General features: G+C 66.5%; 20 protein-coding genes. 5 read left to right on the forward strand and 15 right to left on the reverse strand.

The features are described 5' to 3' along the window. Positions 1–693 (forward strand): DUF2461 domain-containing protein, encoded by a 693-nt coding sequence (locus BM269_RS06310; RefSeq protein ID WP_090436163.1) that lies wholly within the window; start codon positions 1–3, stop codon positions 691–693. Next, positions 690–1,766 carry a tartrate dehydrogenase gene (locus tag BM269_RS06315; protein ID WP_090436164.1) on the forward strand — a complete coding sequence of 359 codons (1,077 nt, stop codon included), beginning with the start codon at positions 690–692 and terminating at the stop codon, positions 1,764–1,766. The genes BM269_RS06310 and BM269_RS06315 overlap by 4 nt, the downstream gene beginning before the upstream one ends. Here BM269_RS06315 and BM269_RS06320 read toward each other — a convergent pair. Together BM269_RS06320 and BM269_RS06325 are read right to left on the reverse strand one after the other, a co-directional pair. Then, entirely contained in the window at positions 1,763–2,521 is a 759-nt protein-coding gene (locus tag BM269_RS06320; RefSeq protein WP_090436165.1) for a LytR/AlgR family response regulator transcription factor, read from the reverse strand. The two genes, BM269_RS06315 and BM269_RS06320, sit on opposite strands and share 4 nt — an antisense overlap. Then, positions 2,518–3,534 (reverse strand): sensor histidine kinase, encoded by a 1,017-nt coding sequence (locus tag BM269_RS06325; protein WP_229204517.1) that lies wholly within the window; start codon positions 3,532–3,534, stop codon positions 2,518–2,520. Before BM269_RS06325 ends, BM269_RS06320 begins: the two co-directional genes overlap by 4 nt. A gap of 211 nt (positions 3,535–3,745) precedes the next feature. Here BM269_RS06325 and BM269_RS06330 point away from each other — a divergent pair, with 211 nt between their 5' ends. Together BM269_RS06330 and BM269_RS06335 are read left to right on the forward strand one after the other, a co-directional pair. Next, positions 3,746–3,943 (forward strand): hypothetical protein, encoded by a 198-nt coding sequence (locus BM269_RS06330; protein WP_090436167.1) that lies wholly within the window; start codon positions 3,746–3,748, stop codon positions 3,941–3,943. 33 nt (positions 3,944–3,976) lie between these two features. Continuing rightward, a complete protein-coding gene (locus tag BM269_RS06335; protein ID WP_090436168.1) occupies positions 3,977–4,738 on the forward strand; it encodes a GIN domain-containing protein in 762 nt (253 codons plus the stop codon). A 33-nt stretch (positions 4,739–4,771) separates the two neighbouring features. Here BM269_RS06335 and BM269_RS06340 read toward each other — a convergent pair whose 3' ends face one another. From BM269_RS06340 to BM269_RS06400, 13 genes are all read right to left on the reverse strand, one after another. After that, a complete protein-coding gene (locus tag BM269_RS06340) occupies positions 4,772–5,569 on the reverse strand; it encodes a LytR C-terminal domain-containing protein (RefSeq protein WP_090436169.1) in 798 nt (265 codons plus the stop codon). A gap of 9 nt (positions 5,570–5,578) precedes the next feature. Further along, on the reverse strand, positions 5,579–6,520 hold the full coding sequence (locus tag BM269_RS06345) for a type II secretion system F family protein (protein WP_090436170.1): 942 nt from the start codon (positions 6,518–6,520) through the stop codon (positions 5,579–5,581). After that, complete coding sequence (locus BM269_RS06350; protein ID WP_090436171.1) at positions 6,517–7,494, reverse strand: type II secretion system F family protein; 978 nt, start codon at positions 7,492–7,494, stop codon at positions 6,517–6,519. Before BM269_RS06350 ends, BM269_RS06345 begins: the two co-directional genes overlap by 4 nt. Before the next feature lie 10 nt (positions 7,495–7,504). Beyond that, the gene (locus BM269_RS06355; protein ID WP_090436172.1) at positions 7,505–8,848 is read right to left on the reverse strand and encodes a TadA family conjugal transfer-associated ATPase; all 1,344 of its coding nucleotides are present in this window, start codon (positions 8,846–8,848) and stop codon (positions 7,505–7,507) included. A gap of 1 nt (position 8,849) precedes the next feature. Next, entirely contained in the window at positions 8,850–10,031 is a 1,182-nt protein-coding gene (locus BM269_RS06360) for a CpaE/TadZ family protein (RefSeq protein ID WP_090436173.1), read from the reverse strand. A 22-nt stretch (positions 10,032–10,053) separates the two neighbouring features. Continuing rightward, positions 10,054–10,611 carry a TadE/TadG family type IV pilus assembly protein gene (locus BM269_RS06365; RefSeq protein WP_229204526.1) on the reverse strand — a complete coding sequence of 186 codons (558 nt, stop codon included), beginning with the start codon at positions 10,609–10,611 and terminating at the stop codon, positions 10,054–10,056. Next, positions 10,604–11,041, reverse strand: a complete 438-nt coding sequence (locus BM269_RS06370) for a hypothetical protein (RefSeq protein WP_090436175.1) — start codon at positions 11,039–11,041, stop codon at positions 10,604–10,606. Before BM269_RS06370 ends, BM269_RS06365 begins: the two co-directional genes overlap by 8 nt. After that, entirely contained in the window at positions 11,038–12,441 is a 1,404-nt protein-coding gene (locus BM269_RS06375; protein ID WP_090436176.1) for a pilus assembly protein TadG-related protein, read from the reverse strand. Before BM269_RS06375 ends, BM269_RS06370 begins: the two co-directional genes overlap by 4 nt. After that, positions 12,438–13,805, reverse strand: a complete 1,368-nt coding sequence (locus BM269_RS06380; protein WP_090436177.1) for a type II and III secretion system protein family protein — start codon at positions 13,803–13,805, stop codon at positions 12,438–12,440. The genes BM269_RS06375 and BM269_RS06380 overlap by 4 nt, the downstream gene beginning before the upstream one ends. 9 nt (positions 13,806–13,814) lie before the next feature. Further along, complete coding sequence (cpaB, locus tag BM269_RS06385) at positions 13,815–14,681, reverse strand: Flp pilus assembly protein CpaB (RefSeq protein WP_090436178.1); 867 nt, start codon at positions 14,679–14,681, stop codon at positions 13,815–13,817. Next, entirely contained in the window at positions 14,678–15,967 is a 1,290-nt protein-coding gene (locus tag BM269_RS06390) for an ATPase (RefSeq protein WP_090436295.1), read from the reverse strand. Before BM269_RS06390 ends, cpaB begins: the two co-directional genes overlap by 4 nt. Before the next feature lie 66 nt (positions 15,968–16,033). Then, the gene (locus tag BM269_RS06395) at positions 16,034–16,471 is read right to left on the reverse strand and encodes an A24 family peptidase (protein ID WP_090436296.1); all 438 of its coding nucleotides are present in this window, start codon (positions 16,469–16,471) and stop codon (positions 16,034–16,036) included. A gap of 47 nt (positions 16,472–16,518) precedes the next feature. Further along, positions 16,519–16,692, reverse strand: a complete 174-nt coding sequence (locus tag BM269_RS06400) for a Flp family type IVb pilin (RefSeq protein ID WP_090436179.1) — start codon at positions 16,690–16,692, stop codon at positions 16,519–16,521. Between the two features lie 297 nt (positions 16,693–16,989). Between BM269_RS06400 and BM269_RS06405 the strand changes: the two genes are divergently transcribed. Continuing rightward, positions 16,990–18,036: a GGDEF domain-containing protein gene (locus BM269_RS06405; protein WP_090436180.1), complete on the forward strand. Its 1,047-nt coding sequence runs from the start codon at positions 16,990–16,992 to the stop codon at positions 18,034–18,036. The last annotated feature ends 1 nt before the right edge of the window (position 18,037 follow it).

Raw genomic sequence — 18,037 nt, forward strand, 5'->3', positions numbered from 1 at the left:
ATGCACCTGCGCGACCTCACCCGCTACCTGACGGAACTGTCCGATAACAATAACCGCCCTTGGTTCGTGATGAACAAACCGCGCTACGACATCCTGCGCGAGGAATTCCTGGAACTGGTGACCCAGGTGATCGCGGAGCTGGGCAAGTTCGATGCCCAGGTCAAGTTCTGCAATCCGAAGAAGGCCATGTTCCGCATCAACCGCGACGTGCGCTTCGCCCACGACAAAAGTCCCTACAAGACCCACTTCTCGGCCGCCATCGCGCCCAACGATATGCGCCGGCCCAGCATGGCAGGTGGCCCGACCTGGTATTTCCAGATCAGTCCCGACGGCGTGCTGGGCATCGGCGCCGGCGAATACATCCCGCCGCCGCACCGCCTGAAAGCGCTGCGCAACCACATGGTCAACGATGCCGCCGGCTTCAAGAAGGCCTTGGCCAACAAGGCGCTCAAGGCGCGCTACGGCTCGATCACCGAAGAACACAAGCTGCAACGACCGCCGAAAGGCTTCGACCCGGAGCATGAGCACATTGAATTCATCAAGCTGAAAAGCTTCTTCGTCTACCAGGAAGTGAAGCTGCCGCTGAACAAGCCGGATGAGCTGCAGGGCATGATCATCGGCGCCTTCAAGGACGCCTGGCCGCTGGTGCAGTGGATGCGTGCCGCCCCGGTCGAAGAACAGGAGGCAGCGTGAGCAACCATCGCATCGCAGTCATCGCCGGCGACGGCATCGGCAAGGAAGTGATGCCGGAAGGCTTGCGCACCCTGCAGGCCGCCGCAGCGCGTTTCGGCCTGCCGCTGGAATTCACCGCCTTCGAGTGGGCCAACTGCGACTACTACATGCAGCACGGCCAGATGATGCCGGCCGACTGGTTCGACCAGCTCAAAGGCTTCGATGCGATCTACTTCGGTGCGGTCGGCTGGCCCGATGCGGTGCCCGACCACATTTCCCTGTGGGGCTCGCTGATCAAGTTCCGCCGCGAGTTCGACCAGTATGTGAACCTGCGCCCGGTACGCCTGATGCCGGGCGTGCCTTGTCCGCTGGCGGGAAAAAAGCCGGGCGACATCGATTTCTATGTGGTGCGTGAAAACACCGAGGGCGAATATTCCTCCGTCGGCGGCCGCCTGTTCGAAAATACCGAGCGCGAGGTCGTGCTGCAGGAAGCCGTGTTCACCCGCAAGGGCGTCGACCGCATCCTGCAGTTCGCCTTCGACCTGGCGCAATCGCGCCCGAAGAAGCACCTGACGTCCGCCACCAAGTCGAACGGCATCGCGATCAGCATGCCGTACTGGGACGAGCGCGTGAAAGCCATGTCCGCCAACTACCCTGGCGTGCGCTGGGACCAGTACCACGTGGACATCCTGGCGGCGCGCTTCGTACTGAGCCCTGAGCGATTCGACGTGGTGGTGGCGTCCAACCTGTTCGGCGACATCCTGAGCGACCTTGGCCCCGCCTGCGCCGGTACCATCGGCATCGCGCCGTCGGCCAACCTGAATCCCGAACGCACCCTGCCCTCGCTGTTCGAGCCGGTGCATGGCTCGGCGCCGGATATCTACGGCAGGAACATCGCCAATCCGGTCGCCATGATCTGGTCCGGCGCCATGATGCTCGACTTCCTCGGCGATGGCGACGCCCGCTACACGCAGGCGCACGACACCATCATGCGCGCGATCGAAACCGTGCTGGTACAAGGCCCGCGCACGCCGGACATGGGCGGCATTGCCTCCACCACCGAAATGGGCAAGGCTATCGCCGCCCTGGTTTAGGCACCCAGCACGGCCTTCACGGCCGGCAAGTGACGCTCGCTGACCGGTACCCGGTCGCCGCAGCGCAGGACGAGTTGGCTGGCACCCTCGGTGTCGCGCTCCAGCGACGCCACCTCGCTCAGCCGCACCAGCGCGCGCCGGTGCACGCGCAGGAAGCTGGCTGGATCCAGGTGCTGCTCCAGCCGCGCCAGCGGTACGCGATGCAGCACACGCCGCTGCGCCAGGCGCAGCTCGACGTAATTCCCCGCCGCTTCGATCCACAGCACTTCAGACACCTGCACGCATTCGATCCGGCCCACCGAGCGCACGTTCAACTGCTGCATATATTCCTGCCCCGCCGGCTCTGCAAAAGCGCGCATGGCGCGCGCATAGGCGGCACGCTGGCGTTGCTCCAGCATGGCGGCGGCCCGCTCCAGGGCTTGCGCCAGGCGCTGGTCGTCGAAGGGCTTGAGCAGGTAATCCAGTGCATGCACTTCAAAGGCTTCGATGGCGTGCTCGTTATAGGCGGTGGCAAAAATCACCAGTGGCGGCTCTTCGCGCTGCGCCAGTTCGCGCGCCAGTGCCAGGCCGGTCTCCTGCGGCATCTGGATGTCGAGGAAGATGACATCCACCTCCTGCCCGGCCAGGACGGCGCGCGCGGCCGCGGCGCTGGCGCATTCCCCGACGAGCTGCCAGCCCTCATGCGGTGCAAGCCCGTAACGCAGGTTGATGCGGCCGGGTTCTTCGTCGTCGACGATCAGGGCGCGGATCTTCATGCGGCGAAGTACATCGGCATGGTGATTTCGGCGACAAAGCGCCCATCGGCACGCGCGGTGCGCAATCCGGCGCCGCTGCCGCAGGCAATGCGCAGGCGCGCTTCGATATTATGCAAGCCCATTCCCATGCCGGGATTGGAGGGCACATCGCGCACGGAATTGCTGATATGGATATGCAGCATGGCACCCTGCTCCGAAAAGCGCAGCTTGATATCGCTGTCGCCATCATGGCAATCGAGGTCATGCCGCAACGCGTTCTCCACCAGGGGCTGCAGCAGCAAGGGCGGGCAGTCGGCGGCCAGCACCGCACCGCTGTCGCCTTCGATGGACACGTGCAGCCGGTCGCCGTAACGCATCGCTTGCAGCGACAGGTAATCGCGCACGAACTGCAGTTCTTCGGCCAGCGTGACCCAATCGCGCGAACTGGCTGCCTGGGCGTAGCGCAGCAAACCGCTCAGGCGACTGATGGCGCTCAGTGTCGCGCCCTTGTCGTCCATGCGTACCAGGGCGCTGACCGCATTCAGGGCGTTGAACAGGAAATGCGGCTCAAGTTGCCCACGCAGTGCCGCCAGGCGCTGCTGTTCCAGTTCCAGGCGCAAGGTCAGGTTGTCGGTCTCGCGTGCGCGCTGGATCTGCCAGATGCGGATGCCGGCCACCGTCACGAAGGTGAAGGTGGTCCAGGTCAGTTCGAGGAAGATGGCGAACCAGCTCCGGTCCTGCTGCAGCGAGACGAAGGCGCATTCCAGCGGCAGGAACAGGACCAGCACGAGCAGGTAGGTACGCGCGATACCGCGCGGGCTGGCCAGCGACTGCGGCCAGCGCTGCAGGGCGAGGTACAACACGGCGCTGAACACCACCATCAGGGCATGCGCACTGCCCCATTCGCCGAGCAGCTCCCAATACGAGGGATTGGCGCCCCGCTGCAGCAGCGCGCCGTAGGAAGATGCGGCTCCGGTCAGGCAGATGACGCTCCATGCCAGCAGGCTGATGCCGAGGATACGTAGGAAATGCAAGGTTCTCATGGCTGGACAGTATACCGGGGCTTTCCATCGGGCCCGACGTCCCCCGTCACACGGGCATCCGCCTTCGTCACACCGGCTTTCCTGCATTTCAGGTCGCCATTTCTGCATTTCGTCGCACACCGGTAGTGCTGGACACCGCACATATCTATAGTTCAATCAACGAAACGCGAAATGAACTTAACCCAACCGAATGGAGAGCAAAATGAACATCGCCAAAAACATGGAATACATCTTCCTCGCAGCAGTTGCCGTCATCAGCGCAACCGGCTTCGCCACCGCCGCCACCCCGCTGAAACACAGCGCACCGGCAGCCGTAGTCGCCAAGGCGGAAACCAAGGCAATGCCGGTGGTGACCGTCACCGCCAAGCGCCTGACCGCTGCTGAAAAAGCCGCGCTGTAACGCAAACACACCGACACTTCACGGAGCCTCAACATGAAAAAGTTCTTCACCGCCACGATGATGACCGCAATGATGTTCGCCGCCGGCAGCGCCGCCCGCGCGGACGAGATCATCACCGAGGTGCGCGCAGTTGACGGCCGCCCTGTGAAAGTAGTCCTGGATGGCGTGGTAGACCTGAAGCTGAAACAAGGCGCACCGGCCCTGGTACTCTCGGGCGACAAGCGCTTCCTGCAAAAGATTACGGTGACGCAGAACGGCGACACCATCCGCATCGGTACTGAAAACATGCGCGGCATCCACATCGGCCCGCGCAACCTGAAAGCGGAACTGACGCTGCCGCAACTGCGCGAACTGGTTTCCGCCGGCGTGGGCTCGGCCGAAGTGAAGGGATTCGACGGCGATGAAGTTCGCCTCTCCCTGGAAGGCGCCGGTGCCGTGAGCATGGCATCGCGCTACAAGAGGGTCGACGCGCGCCTGACCGGCGTGGGCAGCATGACCGTCAGCGATACCAAAGCTGACGTGGTGGACCTGAACCTGAAAGGTGCCGGCCAGATTGCGATCTCCGGTCAGAGCAAGCAGCTGAACGCCAAGTTGGGCGGCATCGGCAGCCTCGATGCGAAGCAACTGCAAAGCGAAAGCGTGGACGCCGACATGACCGGCCTTGGCAGCGCCACCTTCAACGCAAAGACTTCCGCCAACCTGCGCCTCTCCGGCATGGGTTCGGCAACAGTGTACGGCAATCCGGCCAACCGACAGTCCACCGCACGCGGCCTGGGCAGCGTGTCCTGGAACTGACGCCAACGTCTCCCTACCAACTCGTGAGTTGTTTCACGGTGCTTGCCGCCCGCTAACCCCGGGCGGCTTTTTTATTCCGGCGTCCTTGCCCAACACGATGCGCAGTTGCGGCTCACCGCTGCCGCGTACTTCAACCCGCGTCTCCTGCACATTGAAGGGGATGGTGTTCGTCAGGCGCACCACCTGCATCCCTTCCGCCCGCAAGCGCTGCGCCACCGCGGCAGCCATGCCGCGGATGCCATTGCCATTGCTGACCTCCAGCCGCGCCGACGTTGCTGCCACGCTGGACGCACGCGGCACGCGCGCCGCCGGCTCCACGCGCGCAACTTCGACCAGGCCCGCGCCGACCTGGCGCACTTCAACGCGCGCCATCCCGTCCGGCCAAAGGCTGCCGGCAGCTTCACCGGGCTTGTCGTTGCGCGGGCCGCCTTCTTCCCGTTCACGCAACATGCGCGCTTGGCGCATTGCTTCCAGCGCACGGCCGCTGTCGCCGGTCGCCTCCAGCAGCGCCGCCAGGCGCTCCCAGGGCACCGGGTTGGATGGCGCCAGCAGGCAGGCGCGTTCCAACGCGGCCTGGGCTTGCTTCGGATATCCGCCAAGGTAGTAAGCGTAGCCAAGGTCGCCAAGCTGGGCCGCTCCAGGGGTGCGCCGTACACGCTCCTCCAGCAAAGCGATGGCTTCGTCGTAGCGCCCGTCCCTGGCCAGCGCGGCAGGGGCTGGCGCAGCGGCTACCGCTGCCCCGGCGGGCACGATGGCCGGCGCCGGCGGCAGCACCGGCATGCTGCACGCAGCCATCATCCCCAAACCGGCAGCAATGATCGTCTTACGCATGGCAAGCTCCTAACGCGCGCTTTGCGCAACAGGATGGAATACGGCCTTCATCTGGATCGATGCTGGCCCCAGCAACACGATCAGCAGCGCGGGAAAAATGCAGAAGATCAGCGGAAACAGGAGCTTCAGCGCCACTTTGGCCGCAGCCTCCTGCGCCACCACGGCGCGCTTGCGGCGCAGGTTATCCGCGTGCACACGCAAAGAGTCGCCCATGCTGGTGCCGAAGCGCTCCGCCTGCACCAGCATCGCCACCAGCGCATCGACATCCTCCACCCCGCTGCGCAAGGCCAGGTTGCGCAGCGCACGCTCCTTGGAAAAGCCGGAGCGCATCTCCATCAGCACGAGCTGCAACTCCTGCGCCAGCGCCAGGCTTTTGATGTGGATTTCGCCGGCGACCTTGGCCAGCGCGCGCTCCATGCTCAAACCTGCCTCGACGCAGATGGTCAGCAAATCGAGCGCATCCGGCAGGCTTTCGAAGATATCGCGCTGGCGCATCTCGGCGCGACGCGCCAGGACTCCGTTCGGCAGGTAGTAACCGATGGCGGCGCTGGCAAACAACACCAGCAGCAGATGGCCGTTGCTGGCGTTGTTTGCCAGCGTGGCAACCAGCGCCGGCAGGGCCAGTGCGAGCAGGGTCTTGGCTGCAAAATACAGCTTTGGCGCGGCTGGATGGCGCCAGCCGGCGTTCATGAAGCGGGTACGCAATGCCGACTGCTCCCAACCGTCTTCGGGCAGCGAAAGGCGGCTGAACGGCTCCGCCACCCGCGCCACCTTTTCGATCCACTCGCCCTGGCCGGGCGTGGGCGTTGCTTCGGCGGAGCCGGTGAAGGATTTCAGGCGCTCGCGCAAAGGCACGCTGGACAGGGCCAGCATCGCCCACAGCGCCAGGCCCGTCACCACGGCAAACACCAGCAGCAGGAGCAGGATGCCGCGCAGGTCGGCGCCGCTCATACGCGCACCCTGATCACCTGGCGCATCCACAACATGCCGGCCACCATGGCGCAGGCACCGTACCACAGCATGCGTTGCCCATTGGGGTCCTGCCACAGGACTGCGCTGTATTTCGGGTTGGTCACCTGCATCGCAGCCATCAGTCCGAGCGGCATCAAGGTCAGGACCCAGGCCGACATGCGCCCTTCAGCCGACATCACCCGCACTTGCGCCAACAGCTGCAGGCGCGCGCGCGTCATGCGCGACACATTGTCCAGCAACTCGGCCAGGTTGCCGCCCGATTCGCGCTGGATCAGTACTGCGATCACCAGGTAGCGCAGGTCTGTCAGCGGCACGCGCGCCGCCAGGTTGTGCAGGGCGTCCTGCATGGTGACGCCGAAATTGACTTCCTCGTAGGTGGCGCGGAACTCGCCGCCCAGCGGATCGGCCACTTCGTCGCCCGCCATCTGCATCACATTGGCGAAGGAGTGGCCGGCGCGCAGCCCGCGCGCCAGAAAGTCGGCCATTTCCGGCAACTGCGACTCGATGCGGCGCACACGGGCGGCGCGCGCGCGCAGCAGCAGGAAGGCCGGTGCCGTCAATGACAGCGCGCCGGCAATGACCGAAGGCAGCGGCGGGAAGTGCAACACGGCTGGAACCAGCAGGCCGGCCAACGCAGCAGCTGCCTGCACTTGCAGGAAGCGCGCCACCTGCCAGCCCAGTCCCGCTTGCAGCAGCAGCCGGTCCAGCGTGCCGATGTGCGGCATGCGCCGCAGCAGCGCGTCAAGGGCCGGCGACTTGGCGTAACGGCGCTCCTTGAGGATGCTGATGCCGCCGCCGGCACTGTCGGTACGGCCCGACATCAGCCGCAAGCGGCGTGCGATACGCTGCGCGCCGTTGCCATGGGTGCTGCTCCACCACAGCCACACGCCCTCGCACAAGCAGATCACTGCAGCGAACAGCAGGACGGAAAAACCGGTCCAGGCGAAATTCATGGCCGCCTCCTTATTCGTACACCCTGCCGGGATCGAAGACGCTGTCAGGCACCGGCACGCCGAACATGCGCAGGCGTTCGGCAAAGCGCGGCCGCACGCCGGTGGCGTAGTAGTGCCCCTGCACCCTGCCCTGCGCATCCACGCCGGTCTGCTCGAAATGGAAAATCTCGTGCATCGCCACAGTGTCGCCTTCCATGCCGGTGACTTCCTGCAGGCTGACCAGCTTGCGCGTGCCGTCGGTCAGGCGCGAGAGCTGCATCACCACCGTGATGGCGGAGCAGATCTGCTGGCGCGCGGTGCGCGGCGCCAGGTTGGCGCCTGCCATGCCGACCATGCTCTCCAGCCGCGACAACGCATCGCGCGGTGAGTTGGCGTGGATGGTGGCGAACGAACCCTCGTGGCCGGTATTCATGGCCTGCAGCATGTCGATCGCCTCGGCGCCGCGCACTTCGCCCAGGATGATGCGGTCGGGGCGCATGCGCAGCGCATTGCGCACCAGCGCGCGCTGCGTCACTTCGCCTTTTCCCTCCACGTTCGGCAAGCGGGTTTCCAGGCGCACGATGTGCGGCTGCCGCAGTTGCAGCTCGGCCGCGTCTTCGATCGTGACGATGCGTTCACTGGACGGGATGAAGCCGGACAGCACATTGAGCAGCGTGGTCTTGCCGCTGCCGGTACCGCCCGAAATCAGCACGTTCAGGCGCGCCTGTCCCAACGCCTTCAGCACTTCCGACATGGGCGGCGTCAGGCTCTTGAACTCCAGCAGCTTTTCCATCGACAGCGGCTGCGCCGAGAAGCGGCGGATCGACAGGATCGGTCCGTCCACCGCCAGCGGCGGAATGATGGCGTTGACGCGCGAACCATCCGGCAGGCGGGCATCGACCATCGGGCTCGATTCATCGACGCGCCGGCCCACGCGCGAGACGATCTTCTCGATGATCTTCATCAGGTGCGTGTTGTCGTGGAAGCTGATGCCGGTCAGCTCCAGCCGGCCGGTGCGTTCAACGTAGACCTGGGCATGGGTATTGACCAGGATGTCCGACACGCCGGGATCGGCCAGCAGTGGTTCCAGCGGCCCGAAGCCCAGCATCTCGTTCTGGATGTCCAGCACCAGCTTATGGCGTTCGCCCTGGTTCAGCACAATGCGTTCGTCGTCGACGATGCGCGCCACCAGCAGCGCCAATTCGTGCTTGAACTGTTCCGGTGTCAGGCGTTTCAGGCGTTCCAGGTCGATGCGCTCCAGGATCATCTGGTGCATGGACTTCTTCAGCTCCTGGTAGGCGCCGTCGGCCATGGCCGGGGCACTCGGCGCCTGCTGTCCATCGTCGCCCAGGGCCAGGCGTTCGCGCAAGCTCATGTCATTCTCCCATCGAAGTTTCGGCGCGGCCGAACAGCCGGTCGAACAAGCCTTTGCTTTCGGGCAGGCGGCGCTCGGTCACCGTCTCCACCAGCTCCGCCAGGCTGCGCGCCACCGGGCTGCTGCGGGCAAGTTGCAGCAGCGGAATGCCCTGGTTGACCGAATCGGTGGCGGACAGGTAATCGTTGGGCACCGTGTGCAGCACGTCGGCGCCCAGCGCCTGTTCCAGGTCGGCCAGGCGCAGCTTGCCGCCCTTTTCGTAGCGGTTGACGATCAGGCGGGTGCGCTCCTGCGGGTAGCCCAGCGAGCGGAAGATGTCGAGCAGGCGGCGCCCGTCGCGGATATCGGGCAGCGCCAGTTGCAGCACCGGATAGATGGCGTCGGCCTGGTCCAGCGCGCGCAGCGACAGCGCATCGATCTGGCGCCCCACGTCCAGCAGCACGTAGTCGTAATGCTGGCGCGCCACGCGCAGGATGGCGTCGATGTGGTCCGGCTTCATTTGCGTGGCCAGCGCCGGGTCGTCGGCCGCCGCCAGTACGCCGTAGCCGGGCGCCACATGCACCAGGCACGATTCCAGGAAGGCAGGGTCGAGCCGGCCGATCTGGCTGCAGATATCGGACAGGGTCATGGCCGGCTTCTGGTCCGACACATACAATGTGGCATCGCCGAACTGGCCGTGCAGGTCGAGCAGCAGCACCTTGCGCCCGGCCAGCGCCGCCAGTGCGTAGCCGAAATTGGTGGCAAGGAAGGTGGCACCGCTGCCGCCCTTGCAGGAAATGAAGGCCAGCGCCTTGCCCTCGCGCACCGCGGTCACGCCGCGCTCGATCTCGATGCGGTCCAGCGCCTCGTGCAGGGCACGGTGCACCAGCGGCAGCTGCAGCACTTCGCGCATGCCGACGCGCATGGCGCGGATCAGCAGCTCGTGTTGCGGCGCGCGCGTCAGCAGGATGAAGGAGGCGTCGGGATAATGGCGCGCCAACGGTTCCAGCAGCTCGGCCTGGGCCGGCGCCACTTCGCTGGCGTCGAACAGCACCAGTTCCGGCGGCTGCGGCAGCAGCCGTTCCAGTGCATCGCGCAAGTCGCGCCGCGTATGCGCCAGCAGCAGCGCCGGCAGGCGCGCCGAGCCCTGTGCCGCCAGCTCCGCCTGCAAGCGTTCGTCGTTGCTGATCAACAGCGCTTTCATGGGACCTCCTTTGCTTGCAGGTTCAGGGGCAAGGCGCCTGGCCCGGCGTATAGCCAAGCGATTCGGCGGCCACCAGCGTGCTGGAGGACGGCATCACCCCCGGCACCGGCACCATGGGCAGCAACGGCTCATAGGCCAGTGCCGGGCAGTCGGCGCCGCTGCCGCACAGGCTGACCCGCACGAAGCTGATGCAGCCTGGGCCGTGCGAATCGCGTGCGCAATTGATGCGGTTGGCCATGGGGCAGGCCGGCAGCAGGGGCAGCCGGGCCAGTTCGCCGGCGGCGTTCTGCCACAGGTATTCGATGCGGATAGTGGCGCTGCTGACGTTCGGCGCCAGCGGCAAAGCGCCATCGTCGTCGCGGAACAGCGCCGAGCGGCGCAGCGCCTGCATCGCCGCCGGGTTGCTGAAGTCCGTGATGGCGGCGGCGCGTGCCGCCCGCTGGGTCACTTCCGGCAGCGTGTTCCACAGGAACAGCAGGCGCCCGTATTCGAACATGGCGAACAGCAAGGGCATGAACACCACGCACACCAGGCCGAATTCCACCGTCGCGCTGCCGCGCTGGAGGCCGGGCTTAGTCATCACGGCCGACCTCCGCATACACGGCCAGCGTCACCGGCACGGTGCCAAAATCCACGATGGCCTGATTGTCGACGCTCACCAGCACGCCGACCTTGCTTGGCGTATCGGTCAGCAGCAGCGCGTTGCAATTGCCCGGGTCGCACAGGAATTCCACGCGCAGTGTCTGGACATCGACTGCCGCCGCAGCCAGCGTCTGGTCGATCAGCGCACGCGCACTGTCCAGTGCCACCGTGCGCCGGCTGCCGTCGCGCAGGATTTCCAGCGGCACGGTGGACAGGAAGCGCGCCGCATTGCTGGCGGCCCGGTCCACCGCCGCGCCATTGATGGCCAGCCGTCCCATGTTCAGTGCCAGCACCAGCAACGGCGCCAGCCCCGCCATCACCAGGGCAGCCTCGATGGCGGCGACGCCGCGGCAGCGCCGGCGCCTCATCGCAGCAGTTCCACGTCGGTCGCCAGCGCCGCCAGCTCCTTGGCGCTCAGGATGCCGGCGAACTCGCCCGGCACTTCCGTGGCCGTGGCCTGCGCCGTCAGGAAAAAGCGCGCCACGGCCAACACCGTGCCATCCACATTGGCGCCGGCCGCGACCGGGCATGCCAGCAGGGGAACATACAGCAGGCGCCGGTCCTTGCGGCCCGGGTAGCCCGTGGGCGCGGTCTTGAAGCCGGTGTTGTTGTAGGCGCCCGACGCCGGCCAGTTGGTGCCCGTACTGCTGAAGGCCGGTGCGGCGGGATACAGGCTGGTCCAATGGCTGAACAGGAAGGCACTGTTGTTGCTCCGCCTGGCAGGCCCGTAAGCCCACAGCGTGCCGTACTGCGCCGCGGCGACGGCCGGCAGCGGATAGGCGCCGTCGGCGACTGTCATCAGGGGCTTGCCGGCGGCCGGCGTGCCGGCGGCCGCCGCGGCCTGCGGCGGGTAGCTGTTCATCCAGCTGGCCAGGGTGCCGCGGTACTCGCGCACGTTGCTGTCCGGCGGCGCCGTGTAGGGATCGCAGGCATCGCTGCCGTTGTATATGCCGAAGCGCGAGTTGAGCTGCTGCCACAGGCCGAAGCCTGCGTTGCGGCGCAAATGCAGGGCGCCGGCCAGCGAAGGGTAGGCCAGTTTGCCGACGCACATGAACGGCGCCACCTGGCTGTCGGCGCTGCTGGCCGGCACCGCGGCGCTGCCGGGCGGGCTGGCCGGATCGATCAGGAAGTACTCGCCGCTGCCGGCACCGGGCGCCGGATTCAGTGCCAGCAGGTTGTAGGTGAGGCCAAAGCGCAAGCCGTAATCGATGCGCTCGTCCAGGCCGGCGCCGTTGAAGCGGGTGGCGGTGGCAACGCTGCTCGGTGCGCAGATCGCCAGCGGCAGCACGCGCAAGCCGTTCGGGCCGGCCACGGCGCGGGCGCCGACCATGGTGGCGGCCGCGCCGCCCAGCAGGCGGCCGAACGCCACCGGCAGGACAGTGAAGGCGTCGCCCTGCCCGGCCATGTCGGCGCGCGCATACCGCAGCCCGCCAGGGGCTCCCTGCGCTGCGCTGAAGTCCAGCCAGGGGCCGGCCGGATCGGCGGCAAACGACAGCACCGCGGGATTCAGCACGACGCGGTCGACGCCGCGCACGCGGCGGTTCAGCACTGCGGCACTGGCGGCCACCACCGCGCCCGAAACGCCGCTGGCCGTGCCATCGAGTTGCTGGGCCGCGCTCAGCGCCACCGCGTCGGCGACCTGCTGCAACTGGCCCTGGCGCTGGAACGCCATCGACAGCTCCAGCGCCAGCCCGCACACGCCGATCGCCAGCGGCAGCACGAAAGCCGTCAGCATCAGGATCGCGCCGCGCTCGCGCTGCCGCTTCATTTGCGTTCTCCCAGGTCCGCTGCCGGATCGCTGAAGGATTTTCGGTAGCGCGCCTGGGCCGCCGCCGCCGCCGCGCCATCCAGCCCGGCACCGTCGCCTTCCGGCTTGACCAGGTGGGCGGTGATCACGAACAGCAGTTCGCTGCGATCGTTCTGGAAGTCGGTGCTGCGGAACAGCGCGCCCAGCACCGGTATTTCGCTGAGAAACGGCACACCCTTGATGTTGTTGACCTGCGTGTGCCGGATCAGGCCACCGATGGCAAAGCTCTGGCCGTCCTGCAGCTGCACCGTGGTGCTGGCGCGGCGCGTGGTGATCAGGGGGAAGATGGCGCGCCCGCTGATGCTGCCGTTGCTCACGCCGATGCCGTCGCGCGACAACTCCGATACTTCCGGCGCCACTTTCAGGTTGATGCGCCCGCCCGCCAGCACGGTGGGCGTGAATTTCAGGCCGACGCCGAATTCCTTCTCCTCCAGCGTGATGCGGTTGTTCTCCTGCGCCACCGGCACCATCACCTTGCCGCCGGCGAGGAAGTTGCCTTCCTGCCCGCTCAGCGCCATCACGGTCGGCTCGGCCAGGATGCGCACCTGGCCGTCCTGCCGCTCCGCATCGAGCCGCACGCTGCTGCCGTTCGATTTCGTCAACCGCAGGCCGCTGCCCAGCGTGCCGCTCAGGAAGTCAGCCAGCACCATGGCGCTCCAGCTGCCGCTGGCGTGGCGCAGCGACAGGCCCGCTTCCAGCTTGTCGAGCAGGGTCTTGGACACTTCGGCCACCTTCACCTCCAATTTGACCTGCTGCGGCGCGCTGACCGCCAGCAGGTTGACCAGCCGCGGGCCCGGCGCCGACGGCTGCGCCGGCGCGCCTTCCTTGCGCGCCAGCGGCTGCGGCGCCTGGCGCACGAAGGCTTGCGCCAGGTCCAGCACTTGCGCCAGTGTGGCGCCATCGCTCACGCTGCCGCTCAGGGCGATGGCATCGGCAGCGGCACTGACCTTGATGCCGCGCTCCTGCGGCAGCAGTTCCGCCAGGCTGGCGCGCAGCGGCGAGACGTCGAGCGCCACCGCGACTTCCACGACGCTGCAGGCGCCCGACTTGACTTGCACGATCAGGTTGGTGCTGCCGATCTCGGCACCGACCAGGTAAAGCGTATCGGACGCCACCAGGGTGGCCTGCAGCACGTGGGGGTTGCCGATGCTGCGCCCGCTCACGGTGTCGGACAGGCGCATCAAGGTGGACTTGCCCAGTTCCAGCGCCAGCTTGCCGGGAACGGCGGGCGCTCCGGCGCAACGCAGGCTGTCGCTATGCGCCGGGGCGGCCGGGAGGAGCAACAGGGCCAGCGCGGCCGGCAGGCAGGTAGGTGCGAATCGCATGTCGGCTCCTCACAAGCATTCCTTGCCGCTGCGGTTGCCGTCGATGACGCCGATGCAGTAGCGCGCCGGCTCGGCGGAAGGTGGCAATACGGCCCGCGCCAGGCGCGGTGCGGCGGGGGGCGCCGCGGCCGGCAAGCTTGCGGCAACGGCAGTTGCGGTCGCCGCAGCGGCGCCCGCGCCAAGCACGCTGTGGCGGGTGGCGCCCGGCGTCGCGCCGGGCTGCGGGTCGACCTGGTTGCGCAGCACCAGCGACAGCGTGCCGACGCTGCGCGCCAGGTCGAGTTGCTCGGCCTGGCCGGGCGTGACTTCCAGCGTGACGGCATTGACCACGCGCGGCTTGGTGTCGTCGCGCGCCACTTCCTGCGCCACGGCCAGGACCAGGATGCGTTCCAGCACGATCTTCGACAGCGCGGCTTCACTGCCGTTGCTGCCGTTGTTCTGCGCCGGCGCATACACCAGGATATCGACGAAGTTGCCCGGCAAGGCAAAGCCGGCCACGCCCACCACGTCGTTGACGCGCACCGTGATGGCGCGCTTGCCTTCGGCGATCAGGGCCGACAGCCCGCCCAGCGTGCCGGCCGGCGCCAGCTTGGCTTCCGTCACCGGCTCGCCGCGCTGCACGCTGGCCTTCAGCACGCGGCCTGCCAGCGCTGCCGGTTCGCGCTGGGCGCCGGTCGGCACGCTGCCGGCCGGCCACTCGGCCAGCGACACCATCTCCGGCGCCAGGCGCTGGCCCAGGCCGACATCGACTGCCGCCACCGCGATGCGCACGGTGGACGCAGCGGGTTGGCGCAGCCAGCGCGACGCCAGCAACACGGCGGCCAGTCCCAGCACCATCGCCAGTCCCAGCATCAGCAAGGCGCGCCGGCTCTTCATACGGCACCATCGGCGAACATGCTGGACCAGGCCTGGTCCAGCGTGGCGGGATTCAGGCTCGGCACGGTACCGGCGAAGCCGGCAAATTCGGCCACGCGCGCCACGATTTCGCGCGGCAGGCTGGCCAGCAAGGGCTGGCCGCTGCCCTGGTGCAGTTCGCCGACCAGGTAGGCCAGCGCCGCTTCGTCGGCCTCGATGCCGCGCGCCCGGCATTGCTGGCGCAGCAGGCTGCGGTAGCTGGCTTCCGGCAAGGGCCCCAGCGCGACCTTGTAACCGATGCGGCGCAACGCAGCCCCATCGAGCAAGGTGTGCGGCGCCAGGTTGGTGGCAAACGCCAGCGCTGCCTGGCACGGCACGCTGAAGGCATGGCCGCCCGGCAGTGCAAGCTGGTCGGTGCCGGTATCGAGCAATTGCGCCAGGCGGTTGAGCAGCGCACTGGCCGGCACGCGCTGGCGTCCCAGGTCGTCGATGATCAGCAAGCCATGGCAAGCCTTGAGCTGGGGCGGCGCCAGGTAGCAGCCGCCAGCCGCATCGTGGCGCAGGTCGAGCATGGCGCCTTCGAGTTCGGCGCCCAGCTGCACCACGGGGCGCTGGCACAGCAACCAGCGCATATCGCCGCTGCGGGCAATGGCGGGCCGGCCCGGCAACGGCGGCGGCGCCAGGTGCACCGCCGCGTCGTACAACTGGATGATGGCGCTGCCCACCGCCACCGCATACGGCACCGCCACCACGCCTTGCAGCAGGCGTCCCAGCTTGCGCGCCAGCGTGGTCTTGCCGCTGCCGGAGGGCCCGTACAGGCACACCGAACGTCCCGCATGCATGGCCGCGCCCACCAATTCATGGATGCGCGGCGGCAGGCAATCGTCGGCGAACACGCCGGCCACGTCGGCCGCCAGCACCGGCGGCAGTTGCAGGGCCTGGCGCTGCAACTGGGCGCGCCAGGCTTCGAGCGGGACCGGTGCCGGGCCGACATACGGCGCGCGGTCGAGCCACTCGGCCGCGCGCTGGCGGCCGATACCGGTCAGCTGGTACTGCACGTCGATCTCGGAATCGCCGCGCCATGCCACCTCCACCAGTTGCTCGCCTTGCAAAGTGTCCAGCACCTCGCGCAACACATTGATCGACAGCCGCAGGCGGCTGGTCAGCGCCGATAAATGGCATTTGCCGGCCCCCAGCAAGGCCTTGCCCGCCAGCTCGGCCAGCATGGCCGGTTCCAGGCCGGTGTCGCGCACCGTGCGCGGCGGGGTCGGCAATAGCGGCTGCTCGTCGTCTGCAAAATCGATCATGGTGACCTCCTGTTGGAAACGATGATAGCCATGGGTTTCCAGTTGGATATTGAGGCGGAGCAAAGATCAGCGATGCGCCAACGCAACGGTGGCCAAGGTGCCGGCTGCAATCGCTACGGCATAGGGCATGCCTTCCGCCTTGCCGCCACGCCAGCGCGCCATTTGCAGGTAACACAGGGCCAGTACGCCGCCCGCCATCGCGCTCAACAAGGAAAGCTGCAGCGCCTGCCAAGGCCCGACAAAGCTGCCCGCCATGGCCGCCAGCTTGACGTCGCCCGCCGCCATGCCGCCCAGTACATAGAAAGGCAGGAACAGCAGCAAACCTACTGTCGCACCGGCCAATCCCTGCGCCAGCAGTGCGCTGGCGCCGCCCAGGCGCCAGTGAAGTGCCAGCGCCAGCAACAGGCCCGCCGCCACCAGTACATTGGGAATCCGGCGCCAGGCCAGGTCCGATACTGCTGCCTGGAGCACCAGGCACAGCAGGATGATTTCAAGTCCGCTCATGGCGAAAAGGCTGGCAACCCGGCCGCCGCCGGGCGCCAGCCAGCCCATCAAGGCGTCAGTGCGTCGACCACGCGGTTGAACACGTCAGTCAGCTCGGTCGAGACGCTGGTCATGGCCGTGCCTACTGCCAGTGCAATCAGCGACGCGATCAGGCCATACTCGATTGCCGTCACGCCCCGCTCATCCCTGATGAAACGCCTCACTGCAGAAAGTGCTTTCATGATGATCTCCTTCGCTAGGAAAACTCTGACACCTGGGCTGCGCATCATTGACTTCACTATAGGAGCCATTCCTACGAGCAAGTTGATATTGCGCAAGCTTTCCGCACAGAACTTTTTCTCACTGTGCGGTGTTCTATGTCACACTGGAGGTATGGGAGGGGTGTTGCAATGAGGTTGCGTTTTGCATGAAACCACGCAAAGTTAATTGCCGAGAATGCAAAAAAGATTTATCCTGATCAGCTATTCTTTAGAAAGCCCCTTGCTTTGCCGCTGAGCGCCTAGTTACCGGACACTCACATGGATTCCCTTCTGAAACATATGGTGGACATGACCGGCCACCGCGATCACACGATGCTCGACATCTCGGTGATCTCGGCGGTAGCGGAATTGGCGTCCGCCACGCAGGCACGCGTGCTGAGCATCGTCAATGTGCGAGGCCAGCTGTATGTACGTGCGCGCGCCGTGATCGAGCAAGGCCGCCCTGCGCGCATGGAGGACTACATGGACCCGGCCATTGCGGGCGACCCGGTCAGCAACTTCCCTGCCCTGGCGCGCTGCCTGGCCCACCATGAATCGAGCGCAGACTACATGTCGCCCGAGGGTGAGCACACACTCTGGCTACCGATCTGGATGGGCGACAAGGCCGACACTTGCCTGGAAATCATCAATCCGACCCCGTACACCAGCGACACCATCCATATCATTGGCGGCATTGTCAGCGTGTACCGCAATTTCCAGAACCTGCTCGATTACAGCGAGCGCGACTCGCTGACGGGCCTGCTGAACCGCAAGACCTTCGACGACCAGTTGGCCAAGATGCTGCAGGCCTCAGCCGAGCACGACGTGCTAGCGCTGCCGCCGGACGGCCACGAGCGCCGCACGCCGCAGGAGCAGGAAAAACAATGGCTGGCGGTGGTCGATGTCGACCATTTCAAGGCAGTTAACGACAAATTCGGGCATTTATACGGCGATGAAGTGTTGATCCTGATCGCCAACCTGCTGCAATCCTCGTTCCGCGCGCAGGACCGCGTGTTCCGTTTCGGCGGCGAGGAATTCGTGGTGCTGCTGCGCTCTTCCACCCTGGATAACGCCAAGAAGATCATCGAACGCTTCAGGATGAACGTGGAACAGCACGAGTTCCCGCAAGTGGGGCAGGTCACGGTGAGCGTCGGCTTCGTCAGCATCAGCGCCTATGAAGCGCCGGTAATCATCCTCGGCCGTGCCGACCAGGCGCTGTACTACGCCAAGAGCCATGGCCGCAATATGGCGTGCCATTACGACGAGCTGGTCAGCGGCGGCCAGTTGCAGACCGTCGAATCGAACGATACCGCCGAATTCTTCTGAG

Source organism: Duganella sp. CF458, from assembly GCF_900113115.1.
In the GTDB taxonomy this organism is placed as follows: domain Bacteria; phylum Pseudomonadota; class Gammaproteobacteria; order Burkholderiales; family Burkholderiaceae_D; genus Rugamonas.

Bases quoted from the DNA above. Each gene is read 5' to 3' on its own strand.
- BM269_RS06375 (WP_090436176.1), bottom strand. From the start codon at position 12,441: ATGAAGCGGCAGCGCGAGCGCGGCGCGATCCTGATGCTGACGGCTTTC.
- BM269_RS06395 (WP_090436296.1), bottom strand. From the start codon at position 16,471: ATGAGCGGACTTGAAATCATCCTGCTGTGCCTGGTGCTCCAGGCAGCA.
- BM269_RS06320 (WP_090436165.1), bottom strand. From the start codon at position 2,521: ATGAAGATCCGCGCCCTGATCGTCGACGACGAAGAACCCGGCCGCATC.
- BM269_RS06340 (WP_090436169.1), bottom strand. From the start codon at position 5,569: ATGCGTAAGACGATCATTGCTGCCGGTTTGGGGATGATGGCTGCGTGC.
- cpaB (WP_090436178.1), bottom strand. From the start codon at position 14,681: ATGAAGAGCCGGCGCGCCTTGCTGATGCTGGGACTGGCGATGGTGCTG.
- BM269_RS06370 (WP_090436175.1), bottom strand. From the start codon at position 11,041: ATGAGGCGCCGGCGCTGCCGCGGCGTCGCCGCCATCGAGGCTGCCCTG.
- BM269_RS06400 (WP_090436179.1), bottom strand. From the start codon at position 16,692: ATGAAAGCACTTTCTGCAGTGAGGCGTTTCATCAGGGATGAGCGGGGC.
- BM269_RS06310 (WP_090436163.1), top strand. From the start codon at position 1: ATGCACCTGCGCGACCTCACCCGCTACCTGACGGAACTGTCCGATAAC.
- BM269_RS06330 (WP_090436167.1), top strand. From the start codon at position 3,746: ATGAACATCGCCAAAAACATGGAATACATCTTCCTCGCAGCAGTTGCC.
- BM269_RS06350 (WP_090436171.1), bottom strand. From the start codon at position 7,494: ATGAATTTCGCCTGGACCGGTTTTTCCGTCCTGCTGTTCGCTGCAGTG.
- BM269_RS06345 (WP_090436170.1), bottom strand. From the start codon at position 6,520: ATGAGCGGCGCCGACCTGCGCGGCATCCTGCTCCTGCTGCTGGTGTTT.
- BM269_RS06365 (WP_229204526.1), bottom strand. From the start codon at position 10,611: ATGACTAAGCCCGGCCTCCAGCGCGGCAGCGCGACGGTGGAATTCGGC.
- BM269_RS06355 (WP_090436172.1), bottom strand. From the start codon at position 8,848: ATGAGCTTGCGCGAACGCCTGGCCCTGGGCGACGATGGACAGCAGGCG.
- BM269_RS06360 (WP_090436173.1), bottom strand. From the start codon at position 10,031: ATGAAAGCGCTGTTGATCAGCAACGACGAACGCTTGCAGGCGGAGCTG.
- BM269_RS06405 (WP_090436180.1), top strand. From the start codon at position 16,990: ATGGATTCCCTTCTGAAACATATGGTGGACATGACCGGCCACCGCGAT.
- BM269_RS06380 (WP_090436177.1), bottom strand. From the start codon at position 13,805: ATGCGATTCGCACCTACCTGCCTGCCGGCCGCGCTGGCCCTGTTGCTC.
- BM269_RS06335 (WP_090436168.1), top strand. From the start codon at position 3,977: ATGAAAAAGTTCTTCACCGCCACGATGATGACCGCAATGATGTTCGCC.
- BM269_RS06390 (WP_090436295.1), bottom strand. From the start codon at position 15,967: ATGATCGATTTTGCAGACGACGAGCAGCCGCTATTGCCGACCCCGCCG.